Here is a 23,034-nt window from a genome sequence, read left to right on the forward strand (position 1 = left end):
CGCGTGGGGTGAGTTGTGGTTCGGGGCGGTCGTGAGTGGCGATTCGGGTTCTAACCCGAATCGCCACTCACGACCACCTGGACCGACGCCTCACAGCCACCCTCCTCGCTGCCTACGCCGAACGCAGCCCTGCCAGTTCGCTCCGCGACCGGACCTTCAGCTTGCGCAGCACGCTCGCGACATGCTGTTCCACCGTGCGCCGCGACAGGAAGAGCACCTCGGCGATCTCCCGGTTGGTGTGCCCGGCGGACAGCAGCCGGGCGACGTCGCGCTCGCGCGGGGAGAGCTCGTCGCCGTAACCCCGGCGGCCGCGTCGCGACGGGGCGACCGCGCCGGTGGAGCGGAACGCGTGGCGGCAGCGGGCGGCGTCGCGGGTGGCGCCGAGGTGGTCGAACGTCTCGGCGAGCGCGGAGAAGGTTTCGGCGACGTCCTCGTTCCCGGCCAGGCGGCACCGCGCGGCCCGTTCCGCGATCAGTGCCGCGTGATACGGCGCGGGGAGGGCGTCGAAACGCGTCCGTGCCTGCTCGAAAGCCAGGATCGCTTCGGCGTGCTCTCCTCGCGAGGCCGCGATGAGCCCGCGGTTCGCGGCCAGCGCCGCGCGGGTCGACGGCGCGTCGAGACCGGAGATCTCACGTTCGAACTCGTCGGTCAGCGCCTGCGCCACGGCGTCCCGTCCGGTGGCGCAGTACGCGTCGGCGGCGGCCATGACGAGATCGGCACCCCAGGCCCAGACACCCTTGGCGCGCAGGAGTTCCAGCCCCTTCTCGGCCTGCGCGACGGCGGCCTCGCCGAGGTCCTGCGCGAGCAGCATGCCCGCCATCCCGGCGTGCGCGGCGATCGCGACCGGGGTGAACGCGTTCTCCGGCTGGTCCGCCGCGGTGCCGGCGAACCGGGCCGCGGCTTCGTCCCATTCGCCGCGGGCGGCGGCGAGCAGACCGAGCACGAGACAGAGTTCGCTGGTCACCGGCAGGAGGTCGCGGTACTCGTCGATGAGCGCGCCCGCCCGTTCGGCGAGGCCGTCCCAGTTCCCGGTGAGCCAGTCGGTGTGGACCGCTGTCGCGCGAGCGGTGCTGACCACGTACGGCGCGCCGCAGTCGGCGGCCAGTTGCATCCCGCTGCGCAGCAGGCTCCTGGCGCGCCGGTGGTGGCCGATCCAGGCGCAGGCGTCGGCGCTGTTGCAGTGCAACCGCGCCAGATGCCGTTGCTCGTCGGCCGAACCGACGCTGGTGGGTGCCCGGTCCAGCATGGCCCAGCCGCGCGCGTCCCCGATGTGCAGTCGTGACGCGACGTTGTTGGCCATCAGGATGATCTTCAGCCGCCGGTCGGTCGCCCGGTCGATGAGCCCGTCCACCCGGTCCATCCAGCGCCGGTGTTCGTGCAGCGGGGTCGCGCCGACCCACGGCTGGGCGAGCACGCCCATCCCGCGTCCGGCGAGGTCGGGGCGGTCGGCGAGGTCGTTGACGGCGATCTCGATCTCGGTCCTGGCCGCCTCCAGCCCGCCTGCCTGGCGGACCAGCAGGAGCCCGAGTCCCAGCCGGACCTCACCGCTCAGCCTGCCCGACAGCCTGCCGTCGGTGAGCAGGCGTTCCAGCGCCGGGACGACCTCCGTCTGGGCGAGTCCGTTGCACGCCACCGAACTGAACTTGACCGCCAGTCTGTCCACATCGGACGGCTGGAGGCCCGGTTCGTCGAGCAGGGTGCGGAGCAGGTCCGTCGCGGTGGCGAGATCGCCGACCGTCGACGCCTGATCGGCGGCCGCCTCGCCGTACTTCAGGGCACCGGCCCGGTCACCCGCCTTGCGGCAGTGCTCGGCGAGCCGCACCAGTGACTGCGGGAGGCGGTCGCGCAACAGCCGGGCGGCGCGCCGGTGCAGTTCCTGGCGGTCGGGGCCGGGGATGGTGCGATAGACGGCCTGCTGCGCGAGCGCGTGCCGGAATCCGTACTCGCCTTCGCCGGTCTCCAGCAGGACGTTGCGTTCGAGCGCGACGACCAGCGCGCGGTGGGCGCGTTCGGGGGTGAGCGCGGCCGCGGCCGTCAGCAGGTCCGAAGTGGACGGTGTGCCGAGTACGGCGGCGGCCTCGGTGATCCGCCGGGCGGCCGGTGGCAGCGCGGCGAGCCGTTCCACCGTCGCTTCCCGTAGCAGCGCCGGGACTTCGACGGCGTCCAGCAGACGCCGGGCGGTCGCGCCGTCGGCGTGCACGGCGCCTTCGATGCCGCCGATCGCGTGCACGACCTCTTCGACCACGAACGGGATCCCCGCGGTCCGCTCGTGCAGCCGCGCGGCGAATTCCGCCGAGACGTTCGCCTCGCCGAGCAGCGCCGACACCAGCGCCTGGACGCCGTCGCGGTTCAGCGGACGGAGCGTGACGAGCACGTGCTCGGTGCCGGGCGCGGGGCGGTAGGCGCTGCCGAGCGGGATGCCGCCGGGGGTCTCCTCTCGCCGGTGGGTGAGCAGGAGGGTCAGCCCGGCGGGCGGGTCGGTCATCAGGAACCGCAGCAGACGGCGGGAGCCGTCGTCCGCCCAGTGGAGATCTTCGATCAGGAGGATGTGCGGGCCCAGTGAGCCGAGCAGTTCCCGGACGGCGCGGAAGAGCCGGTGCCGTTCGGCTCTGGGGTCGCCGAGCCGCGGTGGCGGCGGGGGCAGGAAGGCCGCGAGTTCCGGCAGGTAAGGGCCGAGTACGCCGGTCACCGGGTTGAGATCGCGCGGCGGTCGGACGTCCTTGAGCGCGTCGAAGACGACGCCGTACGGGAAGGGTTCGCGCAGTGGCTGACAGCTCCCGGTCAGGACCGGCCGTCCGGCCAGTTCCGGGCAGGCCAGCAGTTCGGTGGCGAGCCGGGTCTTGCCGACGCCGGCTTCCCCTTCGAGCATGATCACCGCGGGCGAGCGCATCGCGCCGTCGAGGATCGCGCGTAGTTCCGCATCACGGCCGACGAGTACCGGCGAACTCGTCCTGCGTCGGCATCCACCGATCACCATGCCGGGTCACCCCCGCTTCACGAACAACACCGTTCGAGTGAACGCAGCTTAAGCGCGCGCTCAGTGATCACGGAACCCACTCGGAAGGTCACAGAACTTTCGTAGGGACGGTGGCTTTCCCTATTAGATACGTAGTCCTACGGACCGTTGCCTCGCTTGTTCGTGCAGGTGTCGCCACCCGAAAGTGATTCCAACGTGACCGCACGTCACGGCGCCGACCCGGATCCCCGTCGGCGCGAACCACCTGTTCGAGTGAACGGAGCTCAGGAAATGCGTGGAGAACTTCGACGTCACCGGATCGCGGGTGCGGTGCTCACCGGGGCCGCTGTCGCGGCCTCCGTGGCCTTCGCCGGACCGGCCGCGGCCGCCGAGGGACAGATCCGCGGCGCCGGTGTGCCGGGAGCGGTCACGGACGGGTACATCGTCTCGCTGAAGAGCGGCGACGCCGGCCTCGCGGCGAAATACGGCGGACAGGTCAAGGCGACCTACACCGCGGCGCTCAACGGCTTCTCGGCCAAGATGACCGAGGCGCAGGCGAAGCGGCTCGCCGCCGACCCCAACGTCGACTTCGTCCAGCAGGACGCTGTCGCGCACATGACCGGCACCCAGACCAACCCGACCTGGGGCCTGGACCGGATCGACCAGAAGAACCTGCCGCTGGACCGGAAGTACACCTACCCGAACGACGGTGCCGGGGCGACGGTCTACGTCCTCGACACCGGTGTCGACTACCGCCAGACCGAGTTCGGCGGCCGCGCGACCAGTGGGTACGACTTCATCGACAACGACAGCGACGCCCGCGACTGCCAAGGACACGGCACGCACGTCGCCGGCACCGTCGGCAGCGCCACCTACGGCGTGGCCAAGGGCGCCAAGATCGTTTCGGTCCGCGTGCTGAACTGCCAGGGCAGCGGCCAGTACTCACAGATCATCAGCGGGATCGACTGGGTCGTGAAGAACGCCAAGGGCCCGTCGGTGCTCACCATGAGCCTGGGTGGACCGGCCGACTCCGGAGTCGACGCCGCCGTGCGCCGCGCCGTCTCGGCCGGCATCACCAACACGGTGGCCTCGGGCAATTCCAACACCGACGCCTGCGGCACCAGCCCGGCCCGGGTGCGTGAGGCCATCACCGTCAACGCCACCCAGAGCGACGACCGCCGGTCCTCGTTCTCGAACTACGGCAGCTGCACCGACATCTTCGCGCCCGGCACCAGCATCACCTCGCTGCGCAACGGTGGCGGTACCCAGCAGATGAGCGGTACCTCGATGGCGACGCCGCATGTCGCCGGCGCTGCCGCGATCTACCTGACGTCGCACCCGTCGGCGACCCCGGCCGCCGTCGCGTCCGGTCTGGCCACCGCCGCCACTTCCGGCGTCGTGACCAGCCCGGGCTCCGGTTCGACCAACAAGCTGCTGAACGTGGCGGGTCTCTGATGCGCCGCGGCGTGCGGGCCGGTGTGGTGGCCGTCGCGGCCACCGCGCTGGCCGCGCTCGCCGCGGGCAACGCCCTCGCCGCGGAGGCGGAAGGCGTTGTCGTGCAGGCGAATCAGCATTACGGCGACCAGTACATCGTGGTGCTCCACGACGTCGGCGCACTGGCGGTCGAGCAGTCTTCGGCCACGCTGACCGGCCGCTACGGTGGCGAGGTCCGGTCGGCGTACAAGAACGTGCTCCGCGGGTTCTCGGTCAAGGGCCTGTCCGAGCGGCAGGCCAGGCGGCTCGCGGCCGACCCGGCGGTCAAGGCGGTCTATGAGGACGGCACCGCGCGTGCCGTCGGCACTCAGACCAATCCCACCTGGGGCCTCGACCGGATCGACCAGAAGAACCTGCCGCGCGACAAGAGCTTCACGTACCCGAACACGGGCGAAGGCGTCACGGCGTACGACCTCGACACCGGGATCAACCCGGAGAACCCGGAGTACGAGGGGCGCGCGTCCATCGGCAAGGACTTCGTGGGCGGCAACGGGAAGGACTGCAACGGGCACGGTAGTCACACCGCGGGCACCATCGGCAGCAAGACCTACGGCGTGGCGAAGAAGGTCAAACTCGTCGGGCTGAAGGTGCTGGGCAACGACTGTTCGGGCAACGGTCCCGACTCCGCCATCGTGGACGCGGCGGAATGGCTGACCGCGAACGGCACCAAACCGGCGGTGGCGAACCTGAGCCTGCGGATGGACCAGGTCGGGCTCGGCGACGACGTCATCAAGAAGTCCATCGCGGCGGGCTTCGTCTACGTGGTGGCGGCGGGCAACGAGAACCAGAACGCCTGCAACGTCAGCCCCGCCCGTATCCCCGAGGCGATCACGGTCGGCGCCTCGGACGAGAACGACAACAAGTCCTCGTTCTCCAACCACAGCTCGTGCGTGGACATCTTCGCCCCTGGCAGCAACATCACGTCGCTGTCCACGTCCAACGGTGGTTCGGCGAACATGAGCGGCACGTCGATGGCCACGCCGCACGTGGCCGGGGCGGCGGCGCTGTATCTCGTCGCCAATTCCGGCGCCACCGCGCAGCAGACGCGGGACGCGCTGGTGAACAACGCCTCCGACGGCGTGCTCAAGGGACTGCCGTCCGGCACGGTCAACAAACTACTGAACGTGTCGTTCATCGGCGGCGGTGGCCCCACGCCGACGTGCGGGGCCAAATCGAACACGACACCGGTGTCCATTCCGGACGCGGGTGACGCGGTGACCAGTTCGGTGACGCAGGAAGGCTGCGACGGCAAGGCGTCGGCGACGCTGCCGGTCAAGGTCGACATCGCGCACACCTACACCGGTGACCTGGCGATAGACCTGATCGGGCCGAGCGGCGCGGTGTTCGGCCTCAAGCAGGCGGGAGGGATCGGCGAGGCGAGCGGCGTGCACACGTCGTACACGGTGAACGCCTCGTCCGAACCGGCGAACGGGACCTGGAAGCTGCGGGTCCGTGACGTCCACCGGTTCGACACCGGGACGATCGAAGGATTCTCCATCACCTTCTGAGTCCTTGCGAACGGCGGTGCGCCGCGGTCACGATGACCGCGGCGCACCGTCGTTTCGCTGGGAGGCTTGGATGGAGTCCTTTGACGCCGTGATCGTCGGTGGCGGGCACAACGGACTGGTGGCGGCGGCCTACCTGGCGAGGGCGGGCCGTTCGGTGCTGGTGCTCGAACGCCGCGACGAAGTCGGCGGGGCGGCTGTCTCGTTCCGAGCCTTTCCCGGTGTCGACGTCCGGCTCTCGCGGTACTCGTACCTGGTGAGCCTCCTGCCACGCAAGATCATCACGGACCTGGGCCTCGGGTTGGAGCTGCGTCGGCGGCGAATGTCGTCATATACGCCTGTCGACGACAGAGGTCTCCTTGTCGACACGGGCGACGACGTTCGCACGGCGGCGTCGTTCTCCGCGCTCACCGGGTCCACAAAGGACTTGGAGGCGTGGCGACGGTTCTACGCGATGACCTCCGTGGTCGCCGAGCGGACCTTCCCGACGCTGACGGAACCGTTGATGTCCAGGGAGGAACTGCGGTCACGCATCGACCCGGCGGCGTGGGACGCGTTGTTCGAGCGGCCGATCTCCGAAACGCTCACCGGGATGTTCGACGACGACACCGTCCGCGGCGTCGTCCTGACCGACGCGTTGATCGGGACGTTCGCCGACGCCGGGGATTTCCGGCAGAACCTGTGCCTGCTTTACCACGTGATCGGCAACGAGACCGGCGACTGGGACGTGCCGGTGGGCGGGATGGGCGCGGTGACCGGCGCGCTCGCGTCCGCCGCGCGGGCCGCCGGGGCACGGCTGGTGACCGGCGCCGAGGTGCTGTCCATCGATCCGGACGGCTCGGTGCGTTACCGGCTCGGTGACGAAGAAATCGGGGTGCGCGGTGGGCACGTACTGTCGAACGTCGCGCCGCGGACGCTCGCGCGGTTGCTGGGGGAGGAGTCACCCGAGGAGCCGGAAGGCGCGCAGCTCAAGGTGAACATGGCGCTGTCGCGGCTGCCGCGGCTGCGCGATCCGGATGTCGACCCGCGCGAGGCGTTCGGGGGCACGTTCCACGTCAACGAAGGCTATGAGCAGCTGGCGACGGCGTACGCCGAGGCCGCCGCGGGCAGGATTCCGTCGGTGCCACCGTGTGAGATCTACTGCCACTCGCTGACCGACCCGTCGATCCTCGGCCCGGCCGAACGCTCCGCCGGTGTGCAGACGCTGACGTTGTTCGGGCTGCACATGCCCGCACGGTTGTTCGAGGGCCGCAACGACGCCGCGCGCGAGGAGGCGCTGCGGGCGACGTTGTCCTCTTTGGACAGTGTGCTGGCCGAGCCGATCGAAGACTGCGTGCTCCGTTCACCGGATGGCCGGTTGTGCATCGAGGCGAAGACCCCGCTGGACCTCGAAGCCGAGCTGGGCTTGCCTGCCGGGCACATCTTCCACCGGGACCTGTCGTGGCCTTACGCCCCGGATGCCGATCAGGTGGGTCGCTGGGGCGTCGAGACCGCGCACGAGCGGGTGTTGCTCTGTGGAGCCGGGGCCGTGCGGGGCGGTGGCGTCTCCGGTATCCCCGGGCACAATGCCGCGATGGCCGTGCTTTCGCGGTCCCGCGTGTCATAAGGGGTCCCCATAGGACAAAATCTGTCCTATGGGGACCCCTTATGACACGCGCTACTGGACCGTGAGGGTGTAGGTCGCCGTGGAGGTCTTGCCCGCCGAGTCCGTCGCGGTGACGGTCACCGGGTAGGTGCCGCGCTGGAAGGGCGCGACCACCTGCATGGTCGAACTGCCCCCGCTCGAGATCGTCTTCGGGTTGAAGAACGGCGCGAACGGCAGGCCCTGGCCGGACGCCGAAAGCGTGATCGCGCCCGTGCCGCCAGTGGCGGAAACGGTGACGTTGCTGAAGAAACCGGGTTGGACGGTGCCGCTGCCCGGGTTCACGCTGACCTTGAGCTCACCGGGCTGCGGACCGCCGGCGCCGACGGTCAGTGTCAGGTTCGCGGTCGCGGTGTCGGTGGTGCCCTTGCCCGAGATCGTGACCGCGTAGTCCTTTTCGGCCGTCCCGGCGGGGACTTCGATGCTCACCTTGGCCGACTCGCCCGAGTTGATGGACGCGGGCTGGAAAGTGGCCTTCGCCCCGTCCGGCAGACCCGAAGCGCTCAGGTCGACCTTCTCCGCGCCGTCCTTACCGGGCTTGCTGGTCACCGTGGCCGAAACGTACTTGCCTGGCTCGACCTTGAGCGAGGACGGCGTCACGCCGAGGGAGAACTTTTCCGGGTTCTGCGGCTCGCCGATCTGCTGCTTGACCCAGTCGCCCATGTCGTTGTTGAGCCTGCCGTACACGCTGTACCACTTGAAGTCGCTACGGCTCCACGACGCGACACCGACGACCTTGCCGTCCACGATGAGCGGCCCGCCGCTGTCGCCGGGAAGGATCGTGACGTGGCCGTCGCTGTAGCCACTGCAGATCATCGTGGCGTCCTTGAAGCCCGCGCCGACACCGTTGCAGTTGCTGCCCGCCACGATCGGCAGGGTGAACTTGTGCAGTTCGACGTTGCGGGTGTCGTCGTTGTGGTCCTTCTTGCCGTAGCCGAGCCCGAGTCCGGACTTGCCCGGCTTGTTCAGTTCCGTGTCGGCCGAAGTCGCGACCTTCGCGTACTGACCGCCCGGCACCGGGATGTCGGCGTCCGTGGTGACCACCGCGACGTCGTAACCCTGGTCGAAGTTGACGTACTTCGGATGCTTTTCATAGCTGACGACGCCGATCCGCGTTCCGCCACCGGCGTTGAGATCGTCCAGGCCGTAAAGGAAACTCTTCGCCCCCGCCGCGTCCTTGCAGTGCGCGGCGATCAGGATCTTGCGCGGGGCGACGACCGAACCGGTGCAGGTCTGCCCCTGCGGCCGCGTCCCGCCTTCGCGCAGGCCCGCGATGATGAACGGGTAGTCCCGGACCGAGGCGGGTGTGCCGCCGATGGAGTTCGTGTGCAGTCCACCGGGGACGACCGCCTGATCCGTCGGGGTGACGGCGGTCAGGTTCGCGGCGGCCGCCGGTGCGGGCAGGAGGACCGAGAGGCAGCCGAGGGTGGCGTTGGCGATCCCCAGGAGCCGTTGTCTTCTGTTCACGGTGGTTCCTTTCCAGATGGCTGGAAATCACTTTCCGCATGTGCACCTGGCGGAACAACCGAGGAAGGGGCCCGTAGGGGTACGGAACTAATGCACGCCGTCTCCGGTGAGCAGTTCCAGACTGTGGTCCCCGGTGCGCTCGACGTCGAGTCCCGCCTTCGACAGCACCCGGATCAGTTGCTCCACAGTGGACGGCTCCGCGCGGGACTTCACCAGTTCCGCGGCCAGCCTTCCCTTGTACGCCTTGTTGAAGTGGCTCACCGTGGTGCGGTTGCCCTTCGCGTCCTCGGTCACGACGCGCACCGTCACCGCGTCCGGACGGAGTTTCGCGAGCGCCGAGTAGGTTCCGGACCGCAGGTCGACGACAAGGCCCTCGATGCCCTGGAGTACCGGTTCGAGCACCGGCTTCCACACGCTGCGGACAGTCCCGAGCGACGGCAGCGCGTTCCCGCCGGAGAGCCGGTACGCGGGGATCGGGTCGGTCGCCGCGACCACACCGAACAGCGCGGAAGCGACGGCAAGGCGTTTCTCGGCCTTCGCCAGCGTCGCCTTGGTGAAGGATTTGACGTCGAGAGCGTCGTAGAGCACGCCGGTGTAGCGGCGCAGCGCGGGCATCGTGGGCGAGGACCACAGCTCCGCGTTGCGGGTGACCTCGTCGGCCTGCCGCGGCGTGATGCCGAGCGCGGCGACACTGGCCGGGAGGTCGCCCGCCAGTTCGGCCAGTGCGTCGGCCAGCTTCGCCCTGGTCGGGTTCAGCTCCGGGAAAGACAGGGCGCCGAGATCCAGCGGCGCGCCGGAGCCGCCGACGGCCTTGGTTTCGGAAGGGGGGAGCAGCACGAGCACCACGGCAGCGTAGCTAAATGGAGTGCGTCACCCTGGGCGCGGGCTTAGCCTCGTCCGCATGAGCCTGACCTGGCGCCCGCTGACCATGGACGACATGCCGCGACTGGCGGACACCTCCGCCGCGGCGGAGCGCGTCGAGCCGATCGACGAGCACTACAGCGCGGAGGATCTCGCCGAAGAGATCAGCTCGCCGAACGTCGACCTGCCCACCGCGACCACCAGCGCCTGGAACGGGGATACGCTGGTCGCCTACGGTCTGCTCAGGCGGCGCGACGCGGCGAACCCGGTGCACATGATGCGGGTCGAGACGCTCGTCCACCCCGAATACCGCGACGACGCGATCGCCGCGCACCTCACCGGCTGGTTCGAGGAAACGGGTAGGCGGATCCACGCGAAATCCTTCCCGGACGCGCCGCTGGAACTGCACGTCGGGGCCTGCGCCACACAGCGTTGGCTCACCGGCGTCCTCGTGGGCGCCGGGTACGAGCACGCCCGGTGGTTCGTCGACATGCGGGCCGACCTCGCGTCGATCCCGCCGGCCCAGCCGCTGCCCGAAGAGTTCCCGCTCGTCAACTACGAGGACAAGTACGAGGAACTCACCCTGCGGTCCCGCAACGAGACCTTCGCCGACCACTGGGGGAGTACCGAGCAGTCCCCGGAGGCCTGGCGGCATCTGGTGGTCGGAGGCAAGGACTTCCGGCCGGATCTGTCGTTCCTGCTGCTGAGCCCGGAGAGGGACAGGGTGGTCGCGATGGTGCTGAGCGCTTTCTTCGCCTCCGACGAGGCCGCGACGGGTCTGAAGGACCTGTACGTCAGCCACGTCGCGACCGACGCGAGCCTTCGTGGACGCGGCATCGCGAGCGCGCTGCTCGGGCACACGCTCGTCCAAGCCAAGGCCAACGGTTTTCAGCGGGCCTCACTCAACGTCGACCAGGACAACACCCACCGCGCCCTCGGCGTCTACGAACGCGTCGGGTTCAGCGAGCATCAGCGCTGGGCCGGGTACGTGAAGCCCGTCCCGACCTGACCGGTTGCCACCCGAAAGGGTGGATTTCGGTACAGTCGATCTTCTCTGAGAGATCGCGGGGGTGGTTGGGCGTTGCCGGTTTCCGCACGCCTCGGCTGGCATGACCTGCCGTCGGTGACGCGTGACGCCGTGGAGCGTGAGCTCGGGTCGGTGGTCCGTCGTTCGCTGTGGCAGACCCCGGAATTCGACGGCGGTGTCGCCGTGAGGCTCGAGCTCGAACGCGATCATCGCTGGGTCTTCCTGAAGGCGATCCCCGCGAGCAGCCCGCGCGCGGGCGGCTACCGGACGGAGGCCGCCATCGCGCGAAGGTTGCCCACGGAAGCGCCCACGCCGAAGCTGCTGTCCTTTGTGGACAGCGACTGGCTGGTGCTCGCCTTCGCCGACTTCGACGGCACCAGGCCGAACCTGCGCCCCGGATCACCGGATCTCTCCGCCGTGCTGGCCACCTTCGGCGCGCTCGGGCGCACGCTCACGCCGTGCCCGCTTCCCGACGTCCCGGACGCCCTCGACGATCTCGGCCCGCTCCTGCGCGGCTGGCACGAACTCGCGAAGGAACCACCGGACGACCTCGACGGCTGGGCCGTCCGCAACCTCGACCGGCTCGTCCAGCTGGAGACCTCGTGGTACCCCTGGGCGGCCGGGGACACGTTGCTGCACAACGACATCCAGCCCGAATACCTGGTGCGGACCGGAACCGGCCGGGTGCTCGTCACCAACTGGCGTTACCCGGCCAGGGGCGCGGGCTGGCTCGACCTGGTGGCGCTGGTGCCCTACCTCCTGGACGCCGGGCACGGGCCGGCCGACGTCGACCGCCTGTTGCGGCGGCGTCCGGTGCTCACCGGCATCCCGGTCTGGGCGGTCACCGCGTTCGGCGTCGCCTTGGCCGGGCACGCCGAACGAGCCTGCCGGCTGCCGGAACCACCCGCGACGACCGGGGTCCGCGCGGCGCAGCGCCGTCTCGCCGCGGCCATGCGTGACTGGCTCGCCTACCGCACGCACTGGCAGTAGAGCCGACCGACCTCAGTGTCCATAAGGGACAAATCCGGACGACTGGATGCCTGGTTGATGCCTCTATGTGCGGTTCTGCGCGGGGTCAGGTTGGTCGTGAGTGGCGATTCGGGTTCTAACCCGAATCGCCACTCACGACCACCGTGACGCACGGCCCACCCGCCGCCGCACTCCCGTACTTGGGGAAGGTGTGAAGGTCGAGTTTCCTCGGCTGAGCCGAGGGAAGGGGGCCTTCACGCGCTGCCGCTTGTGACTGGTGGTGCTGTCGAGGCTGGCGATGGCCTTCCGGGACAGGGTGAAGGGAGTTTCGAGGGCCCCTGGGTCCCTCAAGGAGTCCTTCACGGCCCAGCCGCTGCCCGCTCCCGCCAACTCCACCACGACACGTTTGACTTACCCCTCAATAGAACGCTCATTGCCACTCACGACCCCTCTCGAAACCGTGCAAACCACCTAAAACGGGCGCCATGGTCGCGAGAAGTGTTCCTAATGGACAGTCAAGGACGGGTCGATCCTGGCCGTGGTGGTGAGGTAGCGACGATGACGGAATCGAGACACTCAACGTCCCGATTCCTTCGTCGTCGATCTCGGCAGCCCGGATGAGCGGGGAAGATTCCGGCCGTTGAACGTCCGGGATCTTCCCCGCTCGGAGCCCTGCCGGAGGTCTTGGCCGACCTGACGTTGAGCAACGTCAGGATCGGGGACAGTCAACGTCCCCGATCCTCCGTCGTCGATCCCGGCATCCGCTGAACCGTTACCCTCACGCAAGTCAGGGCGCAGGGAGGACCCGAGTCGGCGTCCGGCACGTACGCATTTAGAGGACTAAACGCGGGGTCAGCTGACCACGTTCAGCAGCTCGTCCCCGGCGACGTAGCGGCGCAGCTGCTCGGTGACCAGCCGCTTCGCGCGCGGGTAGAACGAAGCCGACCCGCCCGCGACATGCGGCGTGATGACCACCCCCGGCGCGGTCCACAGTGGATGCCCGGCGGGCAGCGGCTCCGGGTCGACGACGTCCAGCGCCGCGCGCAACCGACCGGCCACGGTCTCGGCGGTGAGCGCCGCGGTGTCGATCGCCGAGCCGCGCCCGACGTTCACCACCAGGGCGCCGTCCGGCAGCGCGGCGAGTTCCTCGGCACCGAACAGGCCCATGGTCGCGGGCGTCTCGGGCAGGATCAGGACCACGATGTCGGCCGACGGCAGCAGGTCCGCCAGTTCGCCGACACCGTGCACCCGCTCCTCGGGGCGCGCCGTGCTCGCCACCCTGGTCACGACCGCTTCAGCCGCGAGCAGTTGCCGCTCGATGGCCTGGCCGATCGAGCCGTGGCCGACCAGCAGCACCCGGCTGTCGGCCAGCGAGCGCGTGTGCTCGCGTTCCCACGAGCCCGTCGCCTGCTGCGCGAACCAGCGCGGCAGATCCCGCTGGGAAGCGTGGATCAGCGCCAGCGCGTGCTCGGCGACGCTGAGGTCGTGCAGGCCGCGGCCGTTGGCCAGCTTCACCCCCGTCGGCACCAGCGGGAGCAGCTTCTCGACCCCGGCTGAAAGCGACTGCACGAACTTCAGCGACGGCAGCCGATCGAGCAGCTTCGTCGGCTCCGCTCCGGTGTCGTACGGCAGCACGTACACCTCGACGTCACCGAGATCGCCGTCCGGCAGCGGGCCGATGCCGTCGTACAAGCGGGCGCTCAGCCCCTCGGGCAGCTCGATGTCGGACCAAGGCAGGAGGGCTCGCTCGCTCATGCCGCCATTCTGACCATCGGGATCGGCGTCAGCCCTGATGGGTGGCGACGCAGAACTCGTTGCCGACGGGATCGGCCAGCACCGTCCAGGCCATCCCCGGCATCTGGTGCTCGTCCACCTTCTTCGCACCCAGTCCGATCAGACGCTCCACCTCCTTCTCCCTGTCGTCGGTACCGAAGTCCATGTGGACCCGGTTCTTGCCCGCCCTCGGCTCCGGTACGCGCTGGAACGCGAACACGGGCCCGTTCTCCACCTTGGGGTGCAGGATCAGGAATTCGCCGTCGTAGTCCTGATCCACCTCCACCCCGAGCGCCTTCGTCCAGAACGCCGCGAGCCCGCGCGGATCCGCGCAGTCGATCGTGATCATGCCCAGCTCGATTCCCATGGCGGCAAGCTAGCGGCACCCACCGACAAAAACCGCGCACCGCGATAACCGGTTGAATCGCCCCGGGGCGGGGTGACTACGCTGCGCAGAACGTCTCAGCACGTAATTCCAGCGAGGAGCCCAGAAGTGATCACCAGGATGTCGTCGTTGTTCCTTCGCACCCTGCGTGAGGATCCGGCGGACGCCGAGGTACCGAGCCACCGGCTCCTGGTACGCGCCGGCTACGTCCGCCGAGTCGCTCCGGGCGGCTACTCCTGGCTGCCGCTGGGTCTGCGGGTGCTGCGCCGGATCGAGAACGTCGTCCGCGAAGAGATGAACGCCTTCGGCGCGCAGGAGATCCAGTTCCCCGCGCTGCTGCCGAAGGAGCCCTACGAGGCCACCGGCCGGTGGACCGAGTACGGCGACGCCCTCTTCCGCCTCAAGGACCGCAAGGGCGCCGACTATCTGCTCGGCCCGACGCACGAAGAGCTCTTCGCGCTCACCGTGAAAGGTGAGTACAACTCGTACAAGGACTACCCCGTCGTCCTGTACCAAATCCAGACCAAGTACCGCGACGAGGCGCGTCCCCGCGCCGGGATCCTGCGTGGCCGCGAGTTCGTCATGAAGGACTCCTACTCCTTCGACCTCGACGACGAGGGCCTGGCGAAGTCGTACGAGCTTCACCGCAACGCGTACACGAAGCTCTTCGACCGCCTCGGCATCGAGTACGTCGTCGTCAAGGCCACCTCCGGCGCGATGGGCGGCTCGGCCTCCGAAGAGTTCCTCGCGGTCGCCGAGACGGGTGAAGACACCTACGTCCGCAGCACCGAATCGGGTTACGCGGCCAACGTCGAAGCGGTCACCACGCCCGCTCCCGAGGCCAAGCCGATCGAAGGCCTGCCCGAGGCGAAGGTCCACCACACGCCGAACACCCCGACCATCGAATCGCTGGTCGCCTTCTTGAACGACGCCGGCCTCGGCCGCACCTTCACCGCCGCGGACACCCTCAAGAACGTCCTGGTCAAGACGCGTCAGCCGGGCGCGAAGGAGTGGGAGCTGCTGGCCATCGGCCTCCCCGGCGACCGCGAGGTGGACACGAAGCGCCTCGAAGCCTCGCTCGAGCCCGCCGAGTTCGAACTGCTCGACGAAGCCGACTTCGCCAAGAACCCCTTCCTCGTGAAGGGCTACATCGGTCCGAAGGCGCTGAAGGACAACGGCGTCCGCTATCTGCTCGACCCGCGCGTCGTCGACGGCACCGCCTGGGTCACCGGCGCCGACGAGCGCGACCATCACGTGGTCGACCTGGTCGCGGGCCGCGACTTCACCGGTGACGGCACGATCGAGGCCGCCGAGGTCCGCGAAGGCGACGCCTCGCCCGACGGCAAGGGCACCCTGGTCGCCGCGCGCGGTATCGAGATCGGGCATATCTTCCAGCTGGGTCGCAAGTACGCGGACGCCTTCGAGCTGGACGCGCTGGGCCCGGACTCCAAGCCCATCCGCATCACCATGGGCTCCTACGGCGTCGGTGTCTCGCGGCTGGTCGGCGTGCTCGCCGAGCAGAACCACGACGACCTCGGCATCATCTGGCCGCGCGAGGTCGCACCGTTCGACGTGCACGTGGTCATCGCGGGCAAGGACGAGACGGTCGCCGCCGGCGCGGAAAAGCTCGCCGCCGAACTGGACGCCGCCGGGATCGAGGTCGTCCTCGACGACCGCAAGGCCAGCCCCGGGGTGAAGTTCGCGGACGCCGAACTCGTCGGGGTGCCGACCATCCTGGTGGTCGGCCGCGGGCTGGCGAACGGCGTCGTCGAGGTCAAGGACCGCCGCACCGGCGAGCGCGAAGAGATCGCCGTCGACGCGGTCGTGGAGCATCTGGTCAAACTCGTCCGTTCGTAATGGGCTGGTTCGGCAAGAAGCGCGGGGATTCCCCGGGCTACGAGGACAACGCCGCGCTGGACGGGTTCGGGGGCTATCAGCCCTCGGACTCGCGCGACTACACGCCGGAGACTCCGGCTCTGGCCGAACCGGAGCCGGAGAAGCCCGCGAAGCAGCCGATGTCGCGGAGCGGGCGAAGGGCCATGTACGGCTTCTTCGCGACGCTCGGCGTCATCGCGGTCGCCGCGCTGGCGAACACCAGTGACAACTCCTCGGAGACCAGCGCGCCGACGAGCCGGAAGCCGATCGTTTACACGCCGTCGCCGCAGGTCGTGAGCCCGCCGTCCATCGAAGGCTGGCAATCGGTCACCGGGGGAGACGGCACGTACGCCTACGACGTCCCACCCGGCTGGACGCCGAAACCCGGCACCGTGCACGGCTGGGAAAAGACCGCCGCCGTACCCGGCATCACCATGGCGACCAGCGCCTTCTTCGGTGACGGCTTCTGCCCGCAGGAGCGGTCCAGCAGGCTGGCGGGCAGCGGTGTGCGGAGCGAGAAGACCGCGGACCCGGCCGCGGCCGCCCTGAAGGCCGCGTCCGACCTCGCGGTGAGTGCCTACAGTCCGGACGAGGGGCCGCTCGCGACGTTCACCGTTTCGCCGGCCCTGAAGACGGAGATCCCGCTCGCCAACGGTGTGAAGGCCCCCGCGAGCATCGTGCTTCTCGACGTCGTCCCGGTGCAGAGCAACGCCTGCATCTCCCGACGCGCGGTGGTCGGCGCGCTCGCCGTCGCTTCGGGGGACAAGTCGCTCACCATGCTGGTCTATTCGGATCAGGACCGTCCGGGGATCGCGGACCGCGAGCAGATCCTGAAGATCCTCGAGTCCTACCGGGGTGTCCCGGAGGCCGACCGCAAGACCATCACGCCGCCGCCCTCTACGCTGCGCTGATCTTTTCGGGGCTGGGTCTTCTTGCCCGACCTCGCGAGTTTGGCCAGCCGCAGCAGTCCGGTGTTCGGCAGGTAAGCCCGGCCGAGCGCGATTCCGATCCTCGGCAGATCCGCTTCGTCGCGGAACGCGAGGTACAGCGGGACGTGCCGAGGCTGGAACTTCGCCTTGAACGCGTGCAGCGAGCGGAATCCGTAGAACGGCTCCATCATCGTGCCGAGCGCGTCGAGGACGCGTTCGACGGCGTGCGCGGGTTCGCCGGAACTCGCCAGCGGAGCGCCGGACAGCGAAACGAATTTCGCACCTTCCTCGCGGAAGGCCAGGCACGACGACGCGATCAGGAACTCCATCGTGGGACGGAACCCGTCGGCGCGTTTGCGCATGACGTCCAGCGTCCAGCCGCCGACGGCACCGGCACCGGTGTGGACCGGCAGCCATGACGTCACTCCGTGGACCACGCCGTCGGCGTCCACCGCGAGACCGACCCGGGTCTCCGGGTCCATCGCCTCGTCGACGCCGCCGAGTGTGAAGCCCATCTCCGGCATGCCTTTGTCGCCGATCCATTCCTCGGAGATCGCCCGCACCTGCGAGATCACCGAACGGGGCTGATCGGCGAGCCGCACCAGCCGGAACTCGATGCCGTCCTTCTTGGCGCGGTTGAGCGCGGTCCGCACGTCCTGCCAGCGCTTGCCGCGGAACTCCAGCGTGTCCAGTTCGATCAAGGTGTCTTCGGCGACCTGGACGTGCTTCCAGCCGAGGTCCGTCGTCTTGGCGGTGGTGTCCCCGGTGGCGGAGAACAGGCACGGCACGAGACCGGTGTTCTCGCACATCGTGATGAACTCGGCGATCGTCCGGTCACCGGCGCCGTCGGGCGCGATCGGGTCGCCGAGCGCGATGGCGACACCGGCATGGCGACGGTAGGCGAGGTAGGACTTGCCGTCCGCGGCCACGAAGTACGAGTTCTGCGGCCAGGTCGTCATCCACGAAAGCGTGCTTCCGCCGTGACGGCTGAGCAGCGTGCGGGCCAGCGCGGGGTTACCCATCCGGCCGAGACGGCGGCACTTCCGCCGCGACGGGACCCGGAAGGCGCCGCGCGACGAGATCAGCAGCGCGAACTCGACCGTCCACAGGAGATTGTCCACGAAGAACAGTGGCGGATCCGAAAGCCCGGTGTCCTCACCGAAGACCTCGGCCAGCGCGAGCACCCCGCCGTAGGCCATCACCTGCAGGATGACGAACGAGGTCAGGATCATGGCGCACCACCAGGCGACCTGGCTGCCCTTGCGCAGGCCGTTCATGATCGGCACCACGATCAGGCACAGAACGCCGACTTCCCAGGTGGACAGCGAAAGCTCCTCGGACGAACCGAAGGGGCCGTTGCCCGGTACGAAGGACATCACCAGTTCCGCGACGGTGAGCACCAGCAGCCCGGCGACGACGTAGAACCGCCATTCGCGCAGGCTTGGCCGCCGTTCACGGGCGGAATCCGGGGAACCGATGAACTTGCGCCCGAACGGCAGGGCCAGCACGAGTGCGAAGAAGTGCACGAGGTCGGCGAGCGTGCCGACGAAGATGATCGCGATCCCGGCGTAGACGCACAGCCCGGCGCGCAACCGCAACCGCCACGGCGGCCGCAGGGTGGCGCTGGCGACCGCGACCGCAGCGAGCGCGCCGCCGGAGAAGCCGACGTCGAGGCTGCCGGCGACCCGTTCGGCCCACTCCCAGCCGGAGTTGCGGCTCAGCGCGAGGAACTGGACCGCGACCAGCACGCTGACGAACTGGCCGCCGATGGCGACGGCCATCGCCCGGCGGGTGCCGAGCCGCCATTCCGCGAATCCGGCGAACAGCGCGAAACTCAGCACCATCGGCAGGTAGTACAGCGGGACGACCGCGAACAGCGGTCCGGTGAGCAAGGTCCACCACCGGCCTGATTCGAGCGACGGCAGCCCATAGGCGATGTACGGGTACACCGCGCGGTCCTCGGCGGCCGACCAGAGCGCGCCCGTGGCCAAGGCGAGCGCGAGCATGGTCACCGTGACGAGGGTCGTGAAAGGCAGCCGGTGCCTCAGCACCGTGGTGATCTTGTGCGTCCGGTCCGGCGCGGCCGTCCCGCTTCCCCCTGTTGGCATGGAAACAAGGTAAGCGGGCCGAGGCCGCCGGGACATCGGGCAGGGGACCCATATTTCCCTTAGGGGAGTGCTACTCCCGACGGATGCTTCCACCCATCTTGAGGACGATGTCCCTGGCTATCGCACCGGGGATTCCCTGGTCCGCCAGTACCAGAAGGACGTGGTAGCGGCCGGATCCGGGCAAGGCGCGCGGTGGCAGGGCGATCGCGGTGATCGAGACCGAGGGTGCCGCGCACGGCCCGTCGGCGGTGGGGACGACGGTCGTGGTCACGGCCGTGGCGATCGTGCCGCCGTCGAGCACGCTCACCGGCCCGGCGGCGCCGGTTTCGGTCTTCGGGGGTCCGCCGCCGATCGAGCCGTACGCGGCTTCGGCCCACCGGAGGGTCGTCTCCTCCGCCGCCTGTGCGATGTCGCCGACCTCGCCCTCGTCGAGGGTGGTGAACCCAGCCATCGCCCGCGCCGACTGTCCGGAGCCGGGACAGAAATCGCGGTGGTACCGGGCGACGCCCTGCAAGGTGACCAGTTCCCCGGCCGGAGTTTCGTAACCGACGGCGACGTCGGGCTCTTCGATCGTCCAGTCCGGCGGGACGTCGAACACGAGCGGGTGATCGTCGGACAGCACCGGCTGCCAGCCCGCGATCACGGGGCCGATCCGGGTGGGCAGCACCGGATCGGGCAGGACGAGGTCCGTGGCGGACGGCGGGGGCACGGTTTTGGCCTGATAGGTGGCCGTCGTGCCGACCGCGAGGACGACGATCAGGCCGATGACGCCCAGCGTCGGCAGCAGGCGGAAGCGGCGGCGCGGCGAGACGGCGTCCCGGACGACGGGAATCGGTTTCGTCTGTTCGGTCTCGGATTCGAGCGGTTGCCCGGTGAGCGGATCGACGAACCACGTTCGCGGTTCGCCGGGGCGCCCACCGGGGCCGGTCATTGCTGTGGCCTCAAACTCGCGAGGATCGTTTGCGCGTCCGCTTCGGACAGGGCGTCCGGGGTGCCCTGGTCGAGGATCATCACGAAGCAGATGGTCTGTTCGCCGATCTTGAACGCCGCGGAAGTGACTTTCACGCTCGGCGCCCGGCAGCCTTCGCCTTCGCTCGGGGTGTAGGAAGCGGAGGAACTGAGAGCCTGGATCGTGCCGCCGGCGATCGGGATCTGCTTGACTTCGGGCAGCGGCACGTCGGTCTTGCCGGTGGCGGATTGGATCCAGAGCCGGACGGCGCCTCGGGCGGCGTTCTCGACCGGAATCTGATCCGCGGTGGCGAAGCCGACCGTTCCCCGGTTCGAGCCGCTGACGTCGGGGCAGGCGCCGATCTTGTACAGCGACGCCTCGTGGATGACCATCTTCAGGTCGCGCTCGGTGTTCCCGGTGCTGTAGCCCGGCTTGGTCTCCCAGCCCGTCGGGGGCAGGTCGTACGCCGTCTTGTCCTGCCGGGAGACGATTCCTTGCCAGCCTGACGTCTTGGCCGGGACCTTGTTGTCCTCCGGGGTGTCACCGCTTGGGGATGTCGACGGAGGTTTCGACGCGGAAGCGGCCGCGGGCGGTGGAGTGGGCTCAGGGCGCGGGTCGTCGCCGTCGCGCAGGACGAAAAAGAGCGTGGCCCCGACGGCGATGACGACGACGAGTGCGCCGAGGCCGATCCACAGGCCTTTCTTGCCCTTCTTCGGCGGTTCCGGAGAGAATCCCTGGTAGGTCTGCTGCGGGAACTGCTGGAAACTCGGCTGCTGGTAGCCCTGGTACTGCTGCTGGGGATCCTGGGCGTACTGGGGCGGGTACCCCGATGGCGGGGGTTGCCGCTGATCGGGCCGCTGTGGTTGCTCCGGCCAGCCGTTGCCCCCTGGATATGCCATGAATCGAGTTTAGTCGGCGCTCCCGAGCACAGCGGCACGAACCGCTGCCGGATCGGTCAGGTCGCGGAGCACGGTGTGCGCGCCCGCGTCGGCCAGTTCCTCCGCGCTGAACTGCCCCGTCGCCACGGCCACCGCGACGGCGCCGTTGTCGAGCGCGGCCCGCACATCGTCCGGGGTGTCACCGATGACGACGACCGACGTCGGCGCGAATTCGGTGCCGTGTTTGGCCGACGCGCTGCCGACGGCCGCGGGCACGAGATCGGGCCGGTGCGCCGAAAGCGAGCCGTAGCCGCCGATCTCGAAGTCCACGTGTTCGTGCAGGTCGAACGCGGTCAGCTTGTGCACGGAGATCTCCGGCAGGTTCCCGGTGACCAGTGTCTGCACGATGCCGCCGTGCGAGGCGAAGGCGTTCAGCGCGTCCCTGGCGCCCGGGAGCGCGCGGCCGTTCGAGGACAGTGTCGGCGCGTGGCTTTCGGAGACCGCGATCAGCGCGAGCCAGAGCTTGCGCACGTTCTCCTCGGTGGGCTCGACGCCGTGCGAGGTCAGGACGTCCGCGCTGATGGCGCGTTCGGTGCGGCCGCCGAAGTTCGGCAGTGCCCGCAGTTCGACCCCGGCGACCTCGGCGAGGGCGGCCGTGTACCAGGCGGCGCCGATACCGCGCAGGTCCACGAGGGTCTGGTCGATGTCCCACAGCACGAGCCGGTGCGGAGTAGTCACGCCGCCGACGGTACCGGTGAGCTAATTCAACGTCTGTTGACTTCTTTGCTCGTGACGGTTTACCTTGAGGCACTAATTCAACAAGCGAAGAATAAATGGAGGATGGTCATGCCGACCCAGAGCCGGCGCCCCGCCGGGGCGTTCGCCTTACTCGCCGCCGCGGCAGGCGCGCTGGTCGCCGTCGTACTCGGCTTTCTCACCTTCGGTGCGCAGGCCACCGTCGCGCCCGACGGTCTCCCCATCGCCGTCGCCGCGCCACCGGGACCGCTCCAAGTGGCCGCGCACGGGATCGCGTCCCACGGCGGAGACCAGGTCTCCTGGCGGGTGACCTCACCGGCGGAAGGCCGGAAACTGTTGGAGGACAAGGAGGTCTACGGCGTACTCGAACTTCCGTCGACGGTCGTGGTCTCCGGGGCGGTGAATCCGTCCGGCACGCAGATCGCGCAGCAGGTGCTGACCGGCGCGGCGCAGGCGATGGGCGGGACGCCGAAGGTCGAGACGCTGCACGCCGCGAGCGCCGCGGGCCGCGTCGCTCCGCTCGGGCTGAGCGCGCTGGCCTGGGTCGGCTGCCTGGTCGCGGGCGCCGTGCTGCTCCTGGTCGGACACCGGATCGGCCGAGACGCGGGAGTCGGCGCGCGCTTCACGCAGATCGTTTCGGCGGGCGTGCTGGTCACCGGCGTCCTGGCCGGGTTCCTGAAACTGTGGGACTCCTCGCTCCCGCTCGGCTGGGACGTCCTCGGGTTCCTCTTCCTGACCTCGACCGGGTTCGCCGCGCTGCAGACCGGCCTGCTGCGGCTGCTCGGCGTGCGGGCGATGGCGATCCTCGGCCCGCTGTACCTGATCGCGCCCGCCGTCGCGGGTCAGGTGCCGGAACTGCTGAACCCCGCCTACCGCGCGGTGCTGTGGTCCTGGACGCCGTTCCGGTTCTCGGCCGAAGGTCTCCGCAGCCTGCTGCAGGGCGTGCCCGGCGCGCCGGACGTCACGACCGCCGTCTGGGTGCTGGCCGCGCTGCTCGTGGCCGGGCTGGTGCTCGCGCTGTGGCCGAGCCGGTCAGCCCGCCGGAAATCAACCCTCCAGAAGACTGAAGCGGACACGCCGGACCGGGTTGTCCAGGTTGGTGTCCACTAGGCAGATCGACTGCCAGGTGCCCAGCGCCGGCACCCCGCCGAGTACCGGGATCGTGGCGTACGGCGGCAGCAGCGCGGGCAGGACGTGGTCACGGCCGTGACCGGGACTGCCGTGCTGGTGCCGCCAGCGCCCGTCGCGGGGGAGCAGGTCGTCGAGCGCGGTGAGCAGGTCTTCGTCGCTGCCCGCGCCGGTTTCGAGGATCGCCAGCCCGGACGTCGCGTGCGGCACGAAGACGTGCAGGATCCCGTCTTCGGCGTCCGCGTCGCGCAGGAAGGTCTCGGCGTCCTTGGTCAGGTCGTGCACCACGGCCACGCTGCCGGTGCGCACCTCGATCTCCGTGGAGTACATGC

General features: G+C 69.4%; 18 protein-coding genes. 8 read left to right on the forward strand and 10 right to left on the reverse strand.

Annotated features, from left to right (window positions below; genetic code table 11):
- Window positions 1-112 precede the first annotated feature (112 nt).
- A complete protein-coding gene (locus tag ACZ54P_RS38185) occupies window positions 113-2,977 on the reverse strand; it encodes an ATP-binding protein (RefSeq protein WP_465466496.1) in 2,865 nt (954 codons plus the stop codon).
- Window positions 2,978-3,247: 270 nt separating this feature from the next.
- Between ACZ54P_RS38185 and ACZ54P_RS38190 the strand changes: the two genes are divergently transcribed.
- From ACZ54P_RS38190 to ACZ54P_RS38200, 3 genes are all read left to right on the forward strand, one after another.
- Complete coding sequence (locus tag ACZ54P_RS38190) at window positions 3,248-4,411, forward strand: S8 family peptidase (protein WP_465466497.1); 1,164 nt, start codon at window positions 3,248-3,250, stop codon at window positions 4,409-4,411.
- Complete coding sequence (locus tag ACZ54P_RS38195; RefSeq protein ID WP_465466498.1) at window positions 4,411-5,958, forward strand: S8 family serine peptidase; 1,548 nt, start codon at window positions 4,411-4,413, stop codon at window positions 5,956-5,958. Before ACZ54P_RS38190 ends, ACZ54P_RS38195 begins: the two co-directional genes overlap by 1 nt.
- A gap of 70 nt (window positions 5,959-6,028) precedes the next feature.
- Entirely contained in the window at window positions 6,029-7,561 is a 1,533-nt protein-coding gene (locus ACZ54P_RS38200; protein WP_465466499.1) for a phytoene desaturase family protein, read from the forward strand.
- A gap of 51 nt (window positions 7,562-7,612) precedes the next feature.
- Here ACZ54P_RS38200 and ACZ54P_RS38205 read toward each other — a convergent pair whose 3' ends face one another.
- Window positions 7,613-9,064, reverse strand: coding sequence for a trypsin-like serine protease (locus ACZ54P_RS38205; RefSeq protein ID WP_465466500.1), 1,452 nt, complete (start codon window positions 9,062-9,064; stop codon window positions 7,613-7,615).
- An 87-nt stretch (window positions 9,065-9,151) separates the two neighbouring features.
- On the reverse strand, window positions 9,152-9,907 hold the full coding sequence (gene yaaA / locus ACZ54P_RS38210) for a peroxide stress protein YaaA (RefSeq protein ID WP_465466501.1): 756 nt from the start codon (window positions 9,905-9,907) through the stop codon (window positions 9,152-9,154).
- A 58-nt stretch (window positions 9,908-9,965) separates the two neighbouring features.
- Here yaaA and ACZ54P_RS38215 point away from each other — a divergent pair, with 58 nt between their 5' ends.
- Together ACZ54P_RS38215 and ACZ54P_RS38220 are read left to right on the forward strand one after the other, a co-directional pair.
- Window positions 9,966-10,934 carry a GNAT family N-acetyltransferase gene (locus ACZ54P_RS38215; protein ID WP_465466502.1) on the forward strand — a complete coding sequence of 323 codons (969 nt, stop codon included), beginning with the start codon at window positions 9,966-9,968 and terminating at the stop codon, window positions 10,932-10,934.
- 72 nt (window positions 10,935-11,006) lie between these two features.
- On the forward strand, window positions 11,007-11,942 hold the full coding sequence (locus ACZ54P_RS38220; protein ID WP_465466503.1) for an aminoglycoside phosphotransferase: 936 nt from the start codon (window positions 11,007-11,009) through the stop codon (window positions 11,940-11,942).
- A gap of 831 nt (window positions 11,943-12,773) precedes the next feature.
- Here ACZ54P_RS38220 and ACZ54P_RS38225 read toward each other — a convergent pair.
- Together ACZ54P_RS38225 and ACZ54P_RS38230 are read right to left on the reverse strand one after the other, a co-directional pair.
- The gene (locus ACZ54P_RS38225; RefSeq protein WP_465466504.1) at window positions 12,774-13,676 is read right to left on the reverse strand and encodes a 2-hydroxyacid dehydrogenase; all 903 of its coding nucleotides are present in this window, start codon (window positions 13,674-13,676) and stop codon (window positions 12,774-12,776) included.
- Window positions 13,677-13,704: 28 nt separating this feature from the next.
- Entirely contained in the window at window positions 13,705-14,061 is a 357-nt protein-coding gene (locus tag ACZ54P_RS38230) for a VOC family protein (RefSeq protein ID WP_465466505.1), read from the reverse strand.
- A 126-nt stretch (window positions 14,062-14,187) separates the two neighbouring features.
- On the opposite strand from ACZ54P_RS38230, the gene ACZ54P_RS38235 reads away from it, so the two are divergent.
- Complete coding sequence (locus ACZ54P_RS38235; protein ID WP_465466506.1) at window positions 14,188-15,936, forward strand: proline--tRNA ligase; 1,749 nt, start codon at window positions 14,188-14,190, stop codon at window positions 15,934-15,936.
- On the forward strand, window positions 15,936-16,865 hold the full coding sequence (locus ACZ54P_RS38240; protein WP_465466507.1) for a DUF8017 domain-containing protein: 930 nt from the start codon (window positions 15,936-15,938) through the stop codon (window positions 16,863-16,865). Before ACZ54P_RS38235 ends, ACZ54P_RS38240 begins: the two co-directional genes overlap by 1 nt.
- Here ACZ54P_RS38240 and ACZ54P_RS38245 read toward each other — a convergent pair.
- The 4 genes from ACZ54P_RS38245 to ACZ54P_RS38260 all read right to left on the reverse strand — a co-directional run bounded on the left by ACZ54P_RS38245 (window position 16,802) and on the right by ACZ54P_RS38260 (window position 21,535).
- Window positions 16,802-18,991, reverse strand: coding sequence for a bifunctional lysylphosphatidylglycerol flippase/synthetase MprF (locus ACZ54P_RS38245; protein ID WP_465466508.1), 2,190 nt, complete (start codon window positions 18,989-18,991; stop codon window positions 16,802-16,804). The genes ACZ54P_RS38240 and ACZ54P_RS38245 overlap by 64 nt on opposite strands.
- 70 nt (window positions 18,992-19,061) lie before the next feature.
- Window positions 19,062-19,922: a DUF8017 domain-containing protein gene (locus ACZ54P_RS38250; RefSeq protein ID WP_465466509.1), complete on the reverse strand. Its 861-nt coding sequence runs from the start codon at window positions 19,920-19,922 to the stop codon at window positions 19,062-19,064.
- Complete coding sequence (locus ACZ54P_RS38255) at window positions 19,919-20,839, reverse strand: DUF8017 domain-containing protein (protein ID WP_465466510.1); 921 nt, start codon at window positions 20,837-20,839, stop codon at window positions 19,919-19,921. The genes ACZ54P_RS38250 and ACZ54P_RS38255 overlap by 4 nt, the downstream gene beginning before the upstream one ends.
- A gap of 9 nt (window positions 20,840-20,848) precedes the next feature.
- Window positions 20,849-21,535, reverse strand: coding sequence for an HAD hydrolase-like protein (locus ACZ54P_RS38260; RefSeq protein WP_465466556.1), 687 nt, complete (start codon window positions 21,533-21,535; stop codon window positions 20,849-20,851).
- A 129-nt stretch (window positions 21,536-21,664) separates the two neighbouring features.
- Here ACZ54P_RS38260 and ACZ54P_RS38265 point away from each other — a divergent pair, with 129 nt between their 5' ends.
- The gene (locus tag ACZ54P_RS38265) at window positions 21,665-22,684 is read left to right on the forward strand and encodes a YhgE/Pip domain-containing protein (protein WP_465466511.1); all 1,020 of its coding nucleotides are present in this window, start codon (window positions 21,665-21,667) and stop codon (window positions 22,682-22,684) included.
- On the opposite strand, the gene ACZ54P_RS38270 is transcribed toward ACZ54P_RS38265, so the two are convergent.
- On the reverse strand, window positions 22,622-23,032 hold the full coding sequence (locus ACZ54P_RS38270; RefSeq protein ID WP_465466512.1) for a secondary thiamine-phosphate synthase enzyme YjbQ: 411 nt from the start codon (window positions 23,030-23,032) through the stop codon (window positions 22,622-22,624). The two genes, ACZ54P_RS38265 and ACZ54P_RS38270, sit on opposite strands and share 63 nt — an antisense overlap.
- Window positions 23,033-23,034: the final 2 nt, after the last annotated feature.

Source organism: Amycolatopsis sp. NPDC034160 (assembly GCF_055575355.1).

What these genes read in the sequence shown, in the direction of transcription:
- ACZ54P_RS38185 (WP_465466496.1), bottom strand. Translation starts at nt 2,977, where the DNA reads ATGGTGATCGGTGGATGCCGACGCAGGACGAGTTCGCCGGTACTCGTC.
- ACZ54P_RS38190 (WP_465466497.1), top strand. Translation starts at nt 3,248, where the DNA reads ATGCGTGGAGAACTTCGACGTCACCGGATCGCGGGTGCGGTGCTCACC.
- ACZ54P_RS38195 (WP_465466498.1), top strand. Translation starts at nt 4,411, where the DNA reads ATGCGCCGCGGCGTGCGGGCCGGTGTGGTGGCCGTCGCGGCCACCGCG.
- ACZ54P_RS38200 (WP_465466499.1), top strand. Translation starts at nt 6,029, where the DNA reads ATGGAGTCCTTTGACGCCGTGATCGTCGGTGGCGGGCACAACGGACTG.
- ACZ54P_RS38215 (WP_465466502.1), top strand. Translation starts at nt 9,966, where the DNA reads ATGAGCCTGACCTGGCGCCCGCTGACCATGGACGACATGCCGCGACTG.
- ACZ54P_RS38225 (WP_465466504.1), bottom strand. Translation starts at nt 13,676, where the DNA reads ATGAGCGAGCGAGCCCTCCTGCCTTGGTCCGACATCGAGCTGCCCGAG.
- ACZ54P_RS38230 (WP_465466505.1), bottom strand. Translation starts at nt 14,061, where the DNA reads ATGGGAATCGAGCTGGGCATGATCACGATCGACTGCGCGGATCCGCGC.
- ACZ54P_RS38240 (WP_465466507.1), top strand. Translation starts at nt 15,936, where the DNA reads ATGGGCTGGTTCGGCAAGAAGCGCGGGGATTCCCCGGGCTACGAGGAC.
- ACZ54P_RS38245 (WP_465466508.1), bottom strand. Translation starts at nt 18,991, where the DNA reads ATGCCAACAGGGGGAAGCGGGACGGCCGCGCCGGACCGGACGCACAAG.
- ACZ54P_RS38250 (WP_465466509.1), bottom strand. Translation starts at nt 19,922, where the DNA reads ATGACCGGCCCCGGTGGGCGCCCCGGCGAACCGCGAACGTGGTTCGTC.
- ACZ54P_RS38255 (WP_465466510.1), bottom strand. Translation starts at nt 20,839, where the DNA reads ATGGCATATCCAGGGGGCAACGGCTGGCCGGAGCAACCACAGCGGCCC.
- ACZ54P_RS38265 (WP_465466511.1), top strand. Translation starts at nt 21,665, where the DNA reads ATGCCGACCCAGAGCCGGCGCCCCGCCGGGGCGTTCGCCTTACTCGCC.
- ACZ54P_RS38270 (WP_465466512.1), bottom strand. Translation starts at nt 23,032, where the DNA reads ATGTACTCCACGGAGATCGAGGTGCGCACCGGCAGCGTGGCCGTGGTG.